Source organism: Thalassobacillus sp. B23F22_16 (assembly GCF_043496955.1).
GTDB classification, from domain to species: domain Bacteria; phylum Bacillota; class Bacilli; order Bacillales; family Halobacillaceae; genus Thalassobacillus; species Thalassobacillus devorans_A.
Map to the genome: position 1 here is coordinate 1 of NZ_JBIEKD010000021.1, position 15,700 is coordinate 15,700.

Genomic DNA, 15,700 nt, shown 5'->3' on the forward strand with positions numbered 1-15,700 from the left:
TAGATGAGATTTCCCATCACTTCGAGTGAGTAAGATCCCTCAGAGACGATGAGGTAGATAGGTCCGAGGTGGAAGCGTGGTGACACGTGGAGCTGACGGATACTAATCGATCGAGGACTTAACTAACGTATAAAGCGGAGACGACCGTTAAGGTCCGACTGGCTAAGCAATCCTGCGAAAGGGCGTAAGCGCCCGGCAGAAGGATTACTTAGAACAGCAAGGACCTGGGAGTCGGAGCTGGATTGATTCGTGAAAACGACGTTCGTCGTTGAATGTTACTTATCTAGTTTTGAGGGTTCACCTCAATTAAATAGTCAAGGTCTAGTGGCGATAGCGGAGAGGCCACACCTGTTCCCATGCCGAACACAGCAGTTAAGCTCTCCAGCGCCGATGGTAGTCGGGTTTATCCCCGTGAGAGTAGGACGCCGCTAGGCAATCAAAAAACCCGGAAGCTTTCCAAAGCTTCCGGGTTTTTTGGTTTCTTTTTTTTAGGCTCTAAAATATTTGTTGGGGTTTTAAAACAATAAAATACACGCAAGCTCCTATATCCTTTACACTTGAATTGACGAGAAACAAGCAAAGATAGGAGTGCGTGTATAAATGAATTCTAACATGAGTTTGCCTGGTTTGAAAGATATTGTCATTACCAATGAAGAGGAGCGAAATGGAGCGTATTACCTTCATATCGAAGTTCCACAAAAACCTCACCAATGCCCGAAATGTGGGGAATTTACCAGCCGTGTCCATGATTACCGAGCTCAGAAAGTTCAACACCTTAAGGTGTGTGAAAGGACCACCTATTTGTATTATCGTAGGCGCCGTTACGTTTGCCCCTGTGGGAAGAGGTTTTCAGAAGACAATACATTTGTCGAGCGTTATCAACGTCATTCTAAAGAATGGAATCAAGCACTGGGTTTTCGTGTCATTCAAGGGAAGAACTTCAAGGACACTGCCAGACAGTTTCGTACTTCTCCCACAACTGTCATTCGTAGGTTTGACGAGGTAGCAGCCCCCCTATTACAACCAGTCAAGGAACTGCCGCCTGTGATTGCCATTGATGAATACAAAGGTGACACTAATAAGGGAAAATTCCAGGTGATTATCGCTGATGGAGATACCCGAAAACCGCTAGATATCTTACCTGATCGATCGGTCTCTACGGTTAAAAAGTACCTTCGTGAAAAAGGAGAACGAGTGGAAATGGTAATTATGGATATGAGTCCTACATTTAAGTCGGCTGTTCGCCAGGCACTAGGAGACCCGATTATCATTGCGGATCGTTTCCATTTTTGCCGTTATATTTATTGGGCATTAGAGCTTGTACGCCGGCGTGTGCAAAAAGACTTCCATGATTATGACCGAAAAAAGTGTAAGAGAATGCGTCATGTATTTAATAAGCCAATCGAAGATTTAACGGAAAAGCAGGGAAGATACTTAAGTAGATATATATCTTTTTCTGAAGATCTACAGCTAGCTCACCGATTGAAAGAAGAGTTCCGGGGGTGGATGGCGAAAGCTAAAGAGCTGGGCCTTCAGGAGCCTGCCAAAGTAAAGGAAACGCTTTTCGAATTCTATGACCGAGTGAAGGCCGTCGGCCTGCCGGAATTTGAGAAAGCAATTCAAACCTTTAAAAACTGGCAGCCAGAGATATTGAATAGCTTTACTTTTGGATATAGTAGTGGATTTATCGAGGGTTTAAACAACCAGACGAAAGTCATCAAACGAAACGCTTTTGGATTTAGGAAGTATGAGCGTTTCCGTAATCGTGTATTATTGCATCATCAATATAAGCATATGGAAATTCAAATGGGATGAGTAGGAGCTAGCCCCCTCTCACCCCAACATTTGATTTAGAACCTTTTTTAATAAACAGGTATAGAGTGCTATACTGTTCATACTTATATATAATCAGCATATATGTAGTTGTTGGAGGTGAGGATGATGGAAGCTATCCCTTTTTTGGATGATGATTTTAATACTTATTTCATCCGGCTGCTTATCGCTCTTTTTTTATCTGGCTTGATAGGTTTTGAGCGGGAATTAAAAAACCATTCTGCGGGTTTTCGAACACATATACTGGTCGGGGTCGGAGCTTGTCTGATGATGCTTTTATCTTTATATGGTTTTGAGACATTTATGGAGTCATCAGATAATATCAGATTTGATCCGGCAAGGATACCTTCATATGTAATCAGCGGAATCGGTTTCCTGGGAGCAGGCACGATTATTGTCAATGGTATGACTATCAAAGGACTGACCACTGCTGCTTCGATCTGGACGGTGGCAGCGATCGGTTTGGTGATCGGTGCCGGGATGTATGACGCTGCTATTTTTACCACCATTATAGTGCTGTTAAGTCTCGTAGTCTTGAATCAAATTGAAGAAAAAGTAATGGCAGGAAGAGGAAGAAATTTTGTTCGTTTGTTAGTAGAAAAAGAAGTCAACATGGGAGAAGTGGTAGAGACTTTTGATCAATTCGGTCTAAATGTAAAAAGATTATCTATTGAAAATGAACGAACAGGAGAACGGACGCTTTTTATTGAAATAGAGAGAGGACAAAAGTTTGACCAAACGGTTTTATTTGATTGTCTTTCTAAAATTGAACATGTCAAATTGGTATACGAGCGAAAAGCATGAAACCACACCTAAGCTGTACTGCATCTTTGTAGTACGGCTTTTTTCTACATAATCTCTTATAAATCTTGGTTTTAAAAACATGCGAATTAGGGGAACATGAATGGTATGAAAAAATTATAAACTTTTTAGTTGCATCCAGAAAAAATTTAAGTATAATAAAATTAAAGTCAAAGATAGTCAAAGTCAAAAGAGGAGGGGGGAAGATGCGGAATATATCCGACATCATTGAAGCTTATTTAAAACAAATACTCGATTCTAACCGTCAAGATGCAATCGAAATAAAGCGAAGCGAAATAGCAGAGCGATTTCAATGTGTTCCCTCTCAAATTAATTATGTGATTAAGACCAGGTTCACTGTGGAAAAAGGCTATATAGTAGAAAGTAAACGGGGTGGCGGGGGTTATATCCGCATTATACGTGTCAAACACCAGGATGATACGAAACTATTAGATGAAATCTTAGAAAACATCCAGGATAAAGTGACACAGACAGCCGCCATTGATATTATTGAACGACTATTAGAAGAAGAAATCATTACAGAGCGGGAAGCCAAACTGATGGTTAGTGTAATAACCCGTCAAGTACTGAACTTTCAACTGCCATTACGAGATGAAGTTAGAGCAAGGATTTTAACAGCGATGTTAACGACCCTTAGATATAAGATGTCATAAGGAGAAAGGGGAGAAGTTGAGATGGAGTGCCAAGAATGTCATCAACGTCCGGCAACTGTGCATTTGACTAAGGTAATCAATGGTGACAAAACAGAAATTCATGTGTGTGAACAATGTGCCAAAGAAAAAGGCTATGGAGAAACTTCCTTTTCATTGAATGACTTGCTATCTGGCTTATTCAACTTTGATCATGCCACCTCGATTAGCAGCGGCACAGCACCAACTTCCACGCAGCCTGCTAAGCAGGTACAATGCCCGAAATGCGGTCTTACGTATCAGGAATTTGCCAGAATTGGTAAATTCGGATGCGCAGAATGCTACAAGACGTTTGATGAGAAGCTCAATCCGATTTTTCGACGCGTGCATAGCGGGAATACCCAGCATAATGGGAAAATCCCAAAACGTGCAGGCGGTAACCTTCACCTTAGAAAAGAAATAGAACAGAAAAAACATGAGTTACATCAATTGATTGATAGAGAAGAATTTGAAGAAGCAGCTAAAGTACGCGATCAAATTCGAAAGCTGGAGAAACAGCTGGATGATGAGCAAGGAGGAGATGTCTGATGTCTCTTCAGAATTTCATGAATGAAGCGATTAGTCCATGGATGAAAGAGGAAGGTCCTGACAGCGATATTGTGCTCAGCAGCCGTATTCGGCTGGCCAGGAACTTTGCGCAGGTAACTTTTCCTATCATTGCAAAAGAAGAAGAGCTCAAACCGATTCTTGATTTTTTTAATCAAGAATATGCTCATCAGTCATTTAAAGACTATAAAAATCTGGAATTAGTAGAAATGAGCAGGCTGAAACCGATAGAAAAAAGAGTGCTGGTTGAAAAGCATTTGATCAGCCCTCATCTTGCTGAACATTCGGACCATTCGGCCGCATTGATTTCTGAAAATGAGCAAATATCGGTCATGATCAATGAAGAAGATCATCTTCGCATCCAGTTATATTATCCTGGTTTTCAACTAGAAAAGGCTTTACAACGTGCCTCGGAGCTGGATGATTGGCTGGAGGAGAAGATAAATTATGCCTTTGATGAAAAGCGAGGGTATTTAACAGCTTGTCCGACAAACGTCGGTACCGGGATGCGGGCTTCTGTCATGATGCATTTGCCGGCACTCTCCATGACACAGCAGGTAAACCGGATGATCCCAGCTATTAACCAGTTAGGGCTGGTAGTAAGGGGCATCTATGGAGAAGGAAGCGAAGCGTTAGGCAACATCTTTCAAATATCCAACCAAATTACACTTGGAAAGTCAGAAGAAGATATTGTAGAAGATTTGCAAAGCGTGGTAAGACAGCTGGTTGACCAGGAAAGGAAAGCACGCGAAACACTGATGCAGCGTTCCGGCATCCAATTGGAAGATCGTGTTTTCCGTTCATACGGAGTTTTAAAAAACAGCCGGATTATCGAGTCTAAAGAAGCTGCCAAATGCTTATCGGATGTCCGACTGGGAATTGATTTAGGATTTATTAAAAATGTATCACAAAATATTTTGAACGAGCTGATGATTTTGACGCAGCCGGGGTTTTTACAACAATACGCTCAGGAAACATTGACACCAGATCAGCGGGATATAAGAAGAGCGTCGCTGATACGTGAGCGACTACAATTAGAAAAAAAGTAACATTACTTTAAGGAGGTTATGTCCATGATGTTTGGGCGATTTACAGAAAGAGCACAAAAAGTGTTGGCACTGGCACAAGAAGAAGCAGTACGACTAGGCCATAATAATATTGGAACAGAGCATATTCTTCTAGGTTTAGTACGGGAAGGCGAAGGAATTGCAGCTAAAGCCCTCACTGCTTTAGGCCTGGAAGCGGAAAAAATCCAGGGCGAAGTGGAACAGCTGATTGGAAGGGGAGAGAAAGTTTCTCAAACCATTCATTATACACCGCGAGCTAAAAAAGTGATTGAACTATCCATGGATGAAGCTCGAAAGCTTGGCCATTCATACGTAGGCACAGAGCATATCCTGCTGGGCTTGATCCGTGAAGGTGAGGGCGTCGCAGCGCGTGTATTGAATAACTTAGGAGTGAGCCTGAACAAAGCGCGTCAGCAAGTGTTACAGCTATTGGGGAATAACGAATCTTCAAACGGACAGAATCGTCGTGGAGGTTCCAGCCAGGCAGCCAATGCCAACACCCCGACATTAGATTCCCTGGCACGTGATTTGACTGCAATTGCTAAGGAAGGAAATATTGATCCGGTCATTGGCCGTGGTAAAGAGATCGAGCGGGTGATTCAAGTACTCAGTCGACGTACCAAAAATAACCCTGTTTTGATTGGTGAGCCTGGGGTAGGTAAAACCGCTATCGCAGAAGGTCTGGCACAGCAGATCATTAGTAATGAAGTGCCAGAGATTCTCCGTGATAAACGTGTCATGACCCTTGATATGGGTACGGTCGTTGCGGGGACGAAATACCGTGGTGAATTTGAAGATCGCTTGAAAAAAGTAATGGAAGAAATCCGTCAGGCTAATAATATCATCTTATTCATCGATGAATTGCATACCCTGATCGGAGCGGGTGGTGCAGAAGGTGCGATTGATGCCTCAAATATACTGAAGCCATCACTAGCCCGTGGGGAACTGCAATGTATCGGTGCTACTACAATCGATGAATACCGTAAATATATTGAGAAGGATGCAGCGCTTGAACGTCGTTTCCAGCCGATCCAAGTCGATGAGCCGACAGCAGATGAATCGGTTCAAATTTTACAAGGGCTGCGCGATCGTTACGAAGCTCACCACCGTGTAACGATTACGGACGAAGCAATTGAATCTGCAGTAAAACTATCTGACCGTTATATTACAGACCGGTTCCTGCCGGATAAAGCAATTGACTTGATTGATGAAGCAGCATCCAAAGTCCGCTTGCAGTCTTATACTGCTCCGCCAAACTTGAAAGAATTGGAACAGAAGCTGGAGGAAGTACGCAAGGAAAAAGATGCTGCTGTACAAGGCCAGGAATTCGAAAAAGCAGCTTCTCTACGCGATAGTGAACAACGTCTTCGTGATGAGCTGGAGCAGACTAAAAATGAGTGGAAGGAAAAGCAAGGGCAGGAAAGTTCCGAAGTATCTACCGAAGATATCGCAGCAGTCGTTTCTACTTGGACGGGAGTCCCGGTATCTAAACTTGCTAAAGATGAAAGCGAACGTCTGTTGAATATGGAGGACACCCTTCACAAGCGTGTCATTGGCCAGGATGAAGCGGTGAAGTCCATTTCTAAAGCGATCCGTCGTGCCCGTGCCGGACTTAAAGATCCAAAACGTCCGATTGGTTCCTTTATCTTCTTAGGACCGACTGGTGTAGGTAAGACAGAGCTTGCCCGGGCGCTTGCTGAAACGATGTTCGGTGATGAGGATGCCATGATTCGCATCGATATGTCCGAATATATGGAAAAACACAGCACTTCTCGTCTGGTAGGTTCACCACCAGGATATGTCGGCCATGAAGAAGGCGGTCAGCTTACTGAGAAAGTCCGTCGTAAGCCATATTCCGTTGTCCTGTTGGATGAGATTGAAAAAGCTCACCCGGAAGTATTCAATATCTTACTCCAGGTGCTGGAGGATGGACGGTTGACTGATTCAAAAGGTCGCGTCGTCGACTTCCGTAATACCGTTCTGATTATGACATCCAACGTAGGGGCTCAAGAATTGAAACGGAATAAATTCGTAGGTTTCAGCCTGGGTGATGACAATCAGGATCATTCCGATATGAGGTCGAAAGTATTGGGTGAATTGAAAAAAGCATTCCGCCCAGAATTCCTGAACCGAATCGATGAAACCATCGTATTCCATTCTTTAGAAAGAAAACACATGACTGACATTGTCACCCTTATGGCTGAGGAGCTGCGTAAGCGCCTGAAAGAACAGGAGATCGACTTCACCTTATCTCAGAAAGCCATCGAGAAAATCGCAAGCGAAGGTTTCGATCCCGAGTATGGGGCAAGACCGTTGCGTCGCTCTATCCAGAAAAACGTAGAGGATCTGCTTTCTGAAGAGCTCTTGAAAGAAAACATTGAAAAAGGGCAAAAAGTAGATATTGATATCAATGACCAACAGGAATTTGTTGTACACGCCAAATAATGGAATATTAGAAATCGGAAGGTTTTTGCCTTCCGATTTTTTTCTGTTTTCGCTATGCTTTCAGTAGGGAGTCTTTTCTATTTTCCAAGTTTTATTATTAGGCTCTAAAATATTTGTTGGGGTTTTAAAACAATAAAATACACGCAAGCTCCTATATCCTTTACACTTGAATTGACGAGAAACAAGCAAAGATAGGAGTGCGTGTATAAATGAATTCTAACATGAGTTTGCCTGGTTTGAAAGATATTGTCATTACCAATGAAGAGGAGCGAAATGGAGCGTATTACCTTCATATCGAAGTTCCACAAAAACCTCACCAATGCCCGAAATGTGGGGAATTTACCAGCCGTGTCCATGATTACCGAGCTCAGAAAGTTCAACACCTTAAGGTGTGTGAAAGGACCACCTATTTGTATTATCGTAGGCGCCGTTACGTTTGCCCCTGTGGGAAGAGGTTTTCAGAAGACAATACATTTGTCGAGCGTTATCAACGTCATTCTAAAGAATGGAATCAAGCACTGGGTTTTCGTGTCATTCAAGGGAAGAACTTCAAGGACACTGCCAGACAGTTTCGTACTTCTCCCACAACTGTCATTCGTAGGTTTGACGAGGTAGCAGCCCCCCTATTACAACCAGTCAAGGAACTGCCGCCTGTGATTGCCATTGATGAATACAAAGGTGACACTAATAAGGGAAAATTCCAGGTGATTATCGCTGATGGAGATACCCGAAAACCGCTAGATATCTTACCTGATCGATCGGTCTCTACGGTTAAAAAGTACCTTCGTGAAAAAGGAGAACGAGTGGAAATGGTAATTATGGATATGAGTCCTACATTTAAGTCGGCTGTTCGCCAGGCACTAGGAGACCCGATTATCATTGCGGATCGTTTCCATTTTTGCCGTTATATTTATTGGGCATTAGAGCTTGTACGCCGGCGTGTGCAAAAAGACTTCCATGATTATGACCGAAAAAAGTGTAAGAGAATGCGTCATGTATTTAATAAGCCAATCGAAGATTTAACGGAAAAGCAGGGAAGATACTTAAGTAGATATATATCTTTTTCTGAAGATCTACAGCTAGCTCACCGATTGAAAGAAGAGTTCCGGGGGTGGATGGCGAAAGCTAAAGAGCTGGGCCTTCAGGAGCCTGCCAAAGTAAAGGAAACGCTTTTCGAATTCTATGACCGAGTGAAGGCCGTCGGCCTGCCGGAATTTGAGAAAGCAATTCAAACCTTTAAAAACTGGCAGCCAGAGATATTGAATAGCTTTACTTTTGGATATAGTAGTGGATTTATCGAGGGTTTAAACAACCAGACGAAAGTCATCAAACGAAACGCTTTTGGATTTAGGAAGTATGAGCGTTTCCGTAATCGTGTATTATTGCATCATCAATATAAGCATATGGAAATTCAAATGGGATGAGTAGGAGCTAGCCCCCTCTCACCCCAACATTTGATTTAGAACCTATTATTATAGGAGAAAATTAAATAAATCTTGCAACCTTTCCATCATTCTTATCGTATATAAAATAACAGAAGTAAGGGGAGATCAGCTTGGCAAAAAAGAAAAGCAAATTTGTTTGCCAGGAATGCGGCTATGAATCCGCAAAGTGGATGGGCAAATGCCCGGCCTGTCATCAGTGGAATACATTAGTAGAGGAAGTAGTTTCGAAGGATCCTGCCCGCCATGTTTTCCAGGCAGACAACAGTGCTTCTAAAAAACCCGAGAAAATAACGGCTATCCATTCGGAGAAGGAGCCGCGTATAACGACGAAGATGCCTGAGCTTAACCGGGTGCTCGGCGGAGGGATTGTGCCGGGTTCTTTGGTTTTAATCGGGGGGGATCCGGGAATTGGTAAGTCAACTTTGTTATTGCAAGTATCTTCACAGCTGGCAGACAAAGGAATGCCAGTTTTATATATATCCGGAGAGGAATCAGCCAGACAGACAAAATTACGGGCTGATCGGCTATCGATAAACTCGGAAGAACTTTATGTCCTTCCCGAGACCAACTTAGCGGAAGTAGTCAACCAGATTGAATCCATTGACCCGAAGTTTGTCGTCATCGACTCGATTCAGACCATTTACCGGGAAGAGGTGACCTCTGCTCCTGGCAGTGTTTCACAAGTGCGGGAATGTACGAGTGAACTGATGCGTGTCGCGAAAAGTAAAGGGATCCCGATTTTCATTGTCGGACATGTGACCAAAGAAGGCTCAATTGCAGGTCCTCGGCTGTTGGAACATATGGTAGACGCCGTTTTGTATTTTGAAGGGGAACAACATCATACCTTCCGCATTCTGCGAGGGGTAAAGAACCGTTTTGGCAGCACCAATGAGATGGGGATTTTTGAAATGAAAGAAAAGGGACTGGAAGAAGTGGATAACCCTTCTGAAATCTTTCTGGAAGAACGTTCTCAGGGAGCGGCTGGTTCTACGATCGTAGCCTCTATGGAAGGGACACGACCGGTACTGGTAGAGATCCAGGCGCTTATATCTCCCACTACATTTGGAAATCCTAGACGCATGGCAACCGGACTGGACCATAACCGTGTGCCATTGTTAATGGCCGTCCTGGAGAAACGTGTCGGTCTTCTTTTACAGAATCAGGATGCTTATTTGAAAGTTGCCGGTGGAGTGAAATTGGATGAACCGGCTATCGATCTGGCAGTTGCCATCAGCATTGCTTCGAGTTTCAGGAACCAAGCATCCAAGGCGGATGATGTTGTAGTAGGAGAAGTAGGACTGACTGGTGAAATAAGACGTGTTGCACGGATAGAACAACGTGTCCAGGAAGCAGCCAAGCTTGGTTTTAAGCGTGTCATTATCCCGCAGAAAAACCTTGAGGGCTGGACACCCCCTGACAATATTGAGGTGGTCGGGGTCAATACAGTACAGGAAGCATTAAGCATAACGTTAGGAGAGAGATAAATGGAATGGCATGAAATGAAAGAGTCCGTCATCGGCGATATTTTACAATTTGTCGCCCCTGGGACTCCTGTCCGTGAAGGCATCGACAACGTGCTGCGTGCGAAAACCGGCGGACTGATTGTGGTAGGGTATGATGAAAAGATGCATCATATCGTAGATGGAGGCTTTCATATCCAGTCTGTTTTCACCCCTGCCCATTTGTATGAATTAGCCAAAATGGACGGAGCTATCATTTTAGATGATCAAGGTGAATATATTTTATACGCTAACGCCCAACTCATCCCGGATTCGACTATCACATCGACAGAGACCGGGATGCGCCACCGGACAGCAGAGCGTGTCGCAAAACAAACCGGACATTTAGTAATTGCCATTTCTCAACGGAGGAATGTCATCACCCTTTATAAGGGAAGTCTCCGCTATTCGCTGAAAGATATAGGAGTCATTTTGACGAAAGCGAATCAGGCGATTCAAACGCTGGAAAAGTATAAAAAGGTGTTGGATCAGGGGATTACAAACCTTGGGGCGCTAGAATTTGAAGAGATGGTTACCTTTTCAGAAGTGATCCAGGTGATTCACAGAATTGAAATGGTCCTCCGCATCAAAACAGAAATTTTGAATTACGCAAACGAGCTCGGCACCGAAGGCAGGCTGGTCCAAATGCAGTTGACCGAGCTGGTATCGAATATTGAAGAAGAAGCTACCCTTCTACTGAAAGATTACAGTAAGAACGATGACTATGAACCTTCTTATCTGTTAAAAAAGATGCAGGAGGCTACCGATTCTGAATTGATGTCTGGGGAGAAGGTTCTTAAATTACTGGGTTATTCTCCTAATCAGAAAATGCAGGATTCTATTGAACCGAGAGGGTATCGTATCCTGAGAAAAATTCCACGTCTACCGCCTTTGATCATTGAACATCTAATTAAACGTTTCGGTACCCTTAATCATATCGTCATGGCTTCTACGAAGGAGCTAGTTAAAGTCGACGGTATTGGGGATGTACGGGCAAATAAAATCAAAGATGGGCTGGATAGGGTCCAGGAACAGTTATTTGTAGATAGACATATTTAAAATTTGACAACTTTATTTCAATATGGTAAAATTTCATGTTAAAAAATTGACTATATTTGTAAATTGTGCTACCTTTGAAAATATATATAACTTAATGGTTTTATGGTTATAGCAACGCTATTTTGGTCATACTGTTGGCTAGGAGGTGAACATAGTGCTTAAAAGAATTGTGCAATTATTTATTATTATTGCGGGTGCTACATTAGGTTATTTGTATATCCCTGATTTGATGAAGCTTTTCACTGACCAGGGCTGGTTACAATCTTCTTATGTCGGCGCTATTTTGGGAGCACTTATCTTATTTTTATTAACATTTTGGCTGGTCGATTCGATTGTAAATTTACTGAGGTGGTTTGAGGATACCCTTGTAAAAGCCCCTTTAGCTGATTTGCTGCTTGGAAGCTTCGGTCTGATTATCGGTCTGGTGATTGCATTCTTAATTAATATGATCATCCAGGATATTCAGATTCAAGTCGTCAGCCAGGTCGTCCCTATTTTCCTGACCTTTTTCTTAGGATATTTCGGATTCCAGGTGGGTTTTAAACGTAAAGATGAAATACTAGCGTTATTTAGTAATAATACGAAAAAAGACAAGAAACAACCGGAGGAAGAAAATACCGCTCAGGCTACAGCAGAACTTCCTAAGCCGAAGATTCTGGATACGAGCGTCATCATCGATGGCCGGATAGCGGATATCTGTCAGACTAATTTTCTTGAGGGAACGATTGTCATTCCGCAATTTGTGCTGGAAGAACTGCAGCATATTGCCGATTCCTCTGATGGATTGAAGCGTAATCGCGGTCGACGCGGGCTGGATATACTGAATAGACTTCAGAAAGATCTTCCGGTCAACGTGGAGATCTATGAGGGAGATTTTGAAGAGATCCAGGAAGTGGACAGTAAATTGGTCAAGCTCGCCAAAGTAATGGATGGTGTAGTTGTCACGAATGATTTCAATTTGAATAAAGTTTGTGAGTTTCAGAATGTAGCTGTGCTGAATATCAATGATCTTGCTAATGCTGTGAAACCGGTTGTTCTGCCGGGTGAAGAAATGAAAATCCAGGTGATCAAAGATGGTAAAGAGCAGAACCAGGGGGTTGCCTACCTGGATGATGGTACAATGATCGTTGTGGAAGAAGGAAAGAATTACATTGGTGAAACCATCGATGTCATTGTCACGAGTGTGTTGCAGACATCTGCGGGACGAATGATTTTCGCTAAACCGAAACCACTTGAAAAAGCCTTATAAAAAGGGTATAAACAAATAAGGAAAAGCAAAAGTGATAACAGGTGATGTTATCGCTTTTGTTGTTTACAAACGGTTAGGATGGATGCATGATGATCGAATATACAGCAATAGTGCTCGCAGCTGGTCAGGGAAAGCGAATGAAAGCGGGGAAAAACAAACAGTTTCTGCTGCTGGATGATAAGCCTTTGATTATACATACCTTATCCGTTTTTGAGAAAGACGAGTGGTGCCGGGAGATTGTGTTAGTTATTAATGAAAAAGAGAAAGAGAGTATGCAGTCTCTGATTGATGCTCACCCCTTTGAAACGGTTATCCGGTTGACGGTTGGAGGGAAAGAGCGTCAGGATAGTGTATATCAAGGATTGAAGTCGGTCTCCAATAAATCGATTCCAGTGTTTATTCATGATGGAGCAAGGCCGTTTGTGGAACAGTCCCACTTACATGAGTTGGCAAAAGAAACGATGGAACATGAGGCGGCATTGCTGGCAGTACCGGTTACGGATACAATCAAACAGCGGAATGGAAATAAGCTGACGACCCTGGACCGGAAGACCTTATGGGCGGCCCAGACGCCACAAAGCTTTTCCTATCCATTGATATTAGAAGCACATGAACAGGCGAAAAATTCCGGCTATACGGGGACAGATGATGCTTCGCTTGTGGAACGGATGGGAAGAGATGTCACGGTTGTACAGGGAAGCTATGATAATATGAAATTAACAACTCCAGAGGATAAGGCGAAAGCACTATCGCACCTTTCCCATAAAAACAACAAGACGGGAGATGAAGGGATGTTTCGGATAGGACAAGGATTTGATGTGCATCAGCTTGCCGAAGGGAGGAAGTGCATCATTGGTGGTGTGGAGATCCCTTATGAAAAAGGATTGCTCGGCCACTCCGATGCGGATGTATTGCTTCATACGGTAGCGGATGCCTGTTTAGGAGCAATTGGGGAAGGAGATATTGGCAGACACTTCCCGGATACAGATGAAGCATATAAGGACGCAGATTCTTCCAAACTGCTCGAAGATGTCTGGCAGCTGGTTAAGGAAAAAGGGTACAACTTGGGTAACCTGGATTGTACAGTAATTGCGCAAGCACCGAAAATGGCGCCATATATAGAAGAAATCAGGAAAAATATTGCTGCGTTATTACAAGCGGATATTAGCCGGATCAATGTCAAAGCGACAACAACAGAAAAATTAGGCTTCCCTGGAAGAGGCGAAGGAATTGCCTCACAAGCTGTTGTCCTTTTGCAGAATGATAACTAAATGACGGGAAAAAATGATAAAATAGGACAAGGTGAAGAACGTCCTTCCATGGAGCGGAAACTAGAAAGGGGTAGACATACTATGAACAACGAAGTGAGGGTGCGCTATGCACCAAGTCCAACGGGCCACCTGCATATCGGGAATGCCCGCACGGCTTTATTCAATTATTTATATGCGCGTCATTTAAATGGAAAATTCATCATCCGGGTGGAAGATACCGATGAGAAGCGAAACGTCGAAGGTGGCGAGAAAAGCCAGCTGGATTACTTGAAATGGCTTGGCATCGAGTGGGATGAAGGTGCGGATATCGGTGGAGAGTACGGACCATACCGCCAAATGGAGCGGCTTGATATTTACCAAGAGTATGTGGACGACTTATTAGAGCGTGACTTGGCTTACAAGTGCTATATGACTGCCGAGGAGCTGGAAGAGGAACGTGAAGAACAGCGGTCGAAGGGGCAAGTACCTAAGTATTCTGGTGCTCATGCCAACTTGACGCAGGAACAATGTGAGCAATTCGAAGCCGAAGGCCGTGAGCCGAGCATCCGCCTGCGTGTGCCGAAAGACCACACTTATAGGTTCAATGATATTGTCCGTGGGGACATCAGTTTTGATGCCAGTGACTTTGGCGATTGGGTAATCGTAAAGAAAAATGGCACCCCGACATACAATTTCGCCGTTGCCATTGATGACCAACTGATGGGTATATCCCATGTATTGCGAGGAGAAGAACATATCTCCAATACACCGAAGCAAATGATGGTATATGAAGCATTCGGATGGGAGCCGCCTAAGTTTGGCCACATGACCTTGATTTTAAACGAAAACCGTAAAAAGTTGAGTAAGCGTGATGAACACATCCTGCAGTTCATCGAGCAATACAAAAACCTTGGTTACTTGCCGGAAGCTTTGTTCAACTTCATTACACTGCTCGGCTGGTCCCCGGTAGGTGAAGAAGAAATCTTTACTAAAGATCAATTTATCGAGATGTTTGACCCGGATCGTCTGTCCACTTCACCAGCTGTATTCGACCCGGCTAAACTGAAATGGATGAATAACCAGTACATCAAGGCGGCTGACTTCGATCAAGTGGTCGATTTAACGTTGCCGCATTTAATTCAAGCTGGACGTCTTCCTGAAGATTTGGACGGGGAAGAACGAAAATGGGCACTTGAATTAATCAGTCTTTATCATGAACAATTAAGCTATGGTTCTGAAATCGTAGAATTGACAGAGTTATTTTTCAAACAGGAAATCGAGTATGACAGTGAAGCGATGGAAGTACTGGATGGAGAGCAGGTTCCTGAAGTATTAAGCACCTTCAAGCAGAAGCTTGCCGAACTGGAAGAAGTGACACCACAGAATATCAAAGCTCAAATCAAAGCGGTTCAGAAAGAAACAGGTCATAAAGGGAAGAAGCTGTTTATGCCGATCCGTGTAGCTACCACCGGTCAAACGCACGGTCCGGAACTCCCGGATGCTATTCATTTGCTTGGTATCGATACAGTGACGGTCCGCTTGAATGATGTCCTGAATAAGCTGGAAGGCTAAATGATTCACAAAGGATCATTATTGTAATATAGTAATAATACATTTAAGAAAAGTATCATTAGGAACGTCGATGAGGAAAAGTAGAAAGCATATCCCTTACACAGAGATAACCACCCTGGCTGAAAGTGGTTTTAAGGCCTGCTTTTGAATTGCCCCTCTGAGTCTTGCGTCGAACGAAGTAGGCGGAAGCGGGTTCTCCCGTTATAGAGAATCGAGTTGGAGAA

12 protein-coding genes, 2 rRNA genes and 1 other annotated feature (1 of these 15 cut by a window edge) are annotated in these 15,700 nt (G+C 43.4%); all 14 genes read left to right on the top strand.

What is annotated here, in order from left to right; all coding sequences use genetic code 11:
- Positions 1-126 (top strand): 23S ribosomal RNA (locus ACGTNI_RS15020); the annotation flags it as partial.
- 194 nt (positions 127-320) lie between these two features.
- Positions 321-434 (top strand): 5S ribosomal RNA (rrf, locus tag ACGTNI_RS15025).
- A 166-nt stretch (positions 435-600) separates the two neighbouring features.
- Positions 601-1,815, top strand: a complete 1,215-nt coding sequence (locus ACGTNI_RS15030; RefSeq protein ID WP_394463608.1) for an ISL3 family transposase — start codon at positions 601-603, stop codon at positions 1,813-1,815.
- A gap of 123 nt (positions 1,816-1,938) precedes the next feature.
- Entirely contained in the window at positions 1,939-2,637 is a 699-nt protein-coding gene (locus tag ACGTNI_RS15035; RefSeq protein ID WP_394463609.1) for an MgtC/SapB family protein, read from the top strand.
- Between the two features lie 203 nt (positions 2,638-2,840).
- Complete coding sequence (locus ACGTNI_RS15040) at positions 2,841-3,308, top strand: CtsR family transcriptional regulator (RefSeq protein ID WP_394463610.1); 468 nt, start codon at positions 2,841-2,843, stop codon at positions 3,306-3,308.
- A gap of 21 nt (positions 3,309-3,329) precedes the next feature.
- A complete protein-coding gene (gene mcsA, locus ACGTNI_RS15045; RefSeq protein ID WP_394463611.1) occupies positions 3,330-3,872 on the top strand; it encodes a protein-arginine kinase activator protein McsA in 543 nt (180 codons plus the stop codon).
- Positions 3,872-4,939, top strand: a complete 1,068-nt coding sequence (gene mcsB / locus ACGTNI_RS15050) for a protein-arginine kinase McsB (RefSeq protein ID WP_394463612.1) — start codon at positions 3,872-3,874, stop codon at positions 4,937-4,939. The genes mcsA and mcsB overlap by 1 nt, the downstream gene beginning before the upstream one ends.
- 24 nt (positions 4,940-4,963) lie before the next feature.
- Positions 4,964-7,402 carry an ATP-dependent protease ATP-binding subunit ClpC gene (clpC, locus tag ACGTNI_RS15055; RefSeq protein ID WP_394463613.1) on the top strand — a complete coding sequence of 813 codons (2,439 nt, stop codon included), beginning with the start codon at positions 4,964-4,966 and terminating at the stop codon, positions 7,400-7,402.
- 209 nt (positions 7,403-7,611) lie between these two features.
- Complete coding sequence (locus ACGTNI_RS15060; RefSeq protein ID WP_394463608.1) at positions 7,612-8,826, top strand: ISL3 family transposase; 1,215 nt, start codon at positions 7,612-7,614, stop codon at positions 8,824-8,826.
- Positions 8,827-8,957: 131 nt separating this feature from the next.
- A complete protein-coding gene (gene radA / locus ACGTNI_RS15065; RefSeq protein WP_394463614.1) occupies positions 8,958-10,331 on the top strand; it encodes a DNA repair protein RadA in 1,374 nt (457 codons plus the stop codon).
- Entirely contained in the window at positions 10,332-11,405 is a 1,074-nt protein-coding gene (gene disA / locus ACGTNI_RS15070) for a DNA integrity scanning diadenylate cyclase DisA (RefSeq protein WP_394463615.1), read from the top strand.
- A gap of 154 nt (positions 11,406-11,559) precedes the next feature.
- Positions 11,560-12,654 carry a PIN/TRAM domain-containing protein gene (locus ACGTNI_RS15075; RefSeq protein WP_394463616.1) on the top strand — a complete coding sequence of 365 codons (1,095 nt, stop codon included), beginning with the start codon at positions 11,560-11,562 and terminating at the stop codon, positions 12,652-12,654.
- 89 nt (positions 12,655-12,743) lie between these two features.
- Complete coding sequence (locus ACGTNI_RS15080; RefSeq protein WP_394463640.1) at positions 12,744-13,925, top strand: bifunctional 2-C-methyl-D-erythritol 4-phosphate cytidylyltransferase/2-C-methyl-D-erythritol 2,4-cyclodiphosphate synthase; 1,182 nt, start codon at positions 12,744-12,746, stop codon at positions 13,923-13,925.
- An 81-nt stretch (positions 13,926-14,006) separates the two neighbouring features.
- Positions 14,007-15,476, top strand: a complete 1,470-nt coding sequence (gltX, locus tag ACGTNI_RS15085) for a glutamate--tRNA ligase (protein ID WP_394463617.1) — start codon at positions 14,007-14,009, stop codon at positions 15,474-15,476.
- Between the two features lie 58 nt (positions 15,477-15,534).
- Positions 15,535-15,700 (top strand) — a binding site (T-box leader) (it continues 47 nt past the right edge of the window).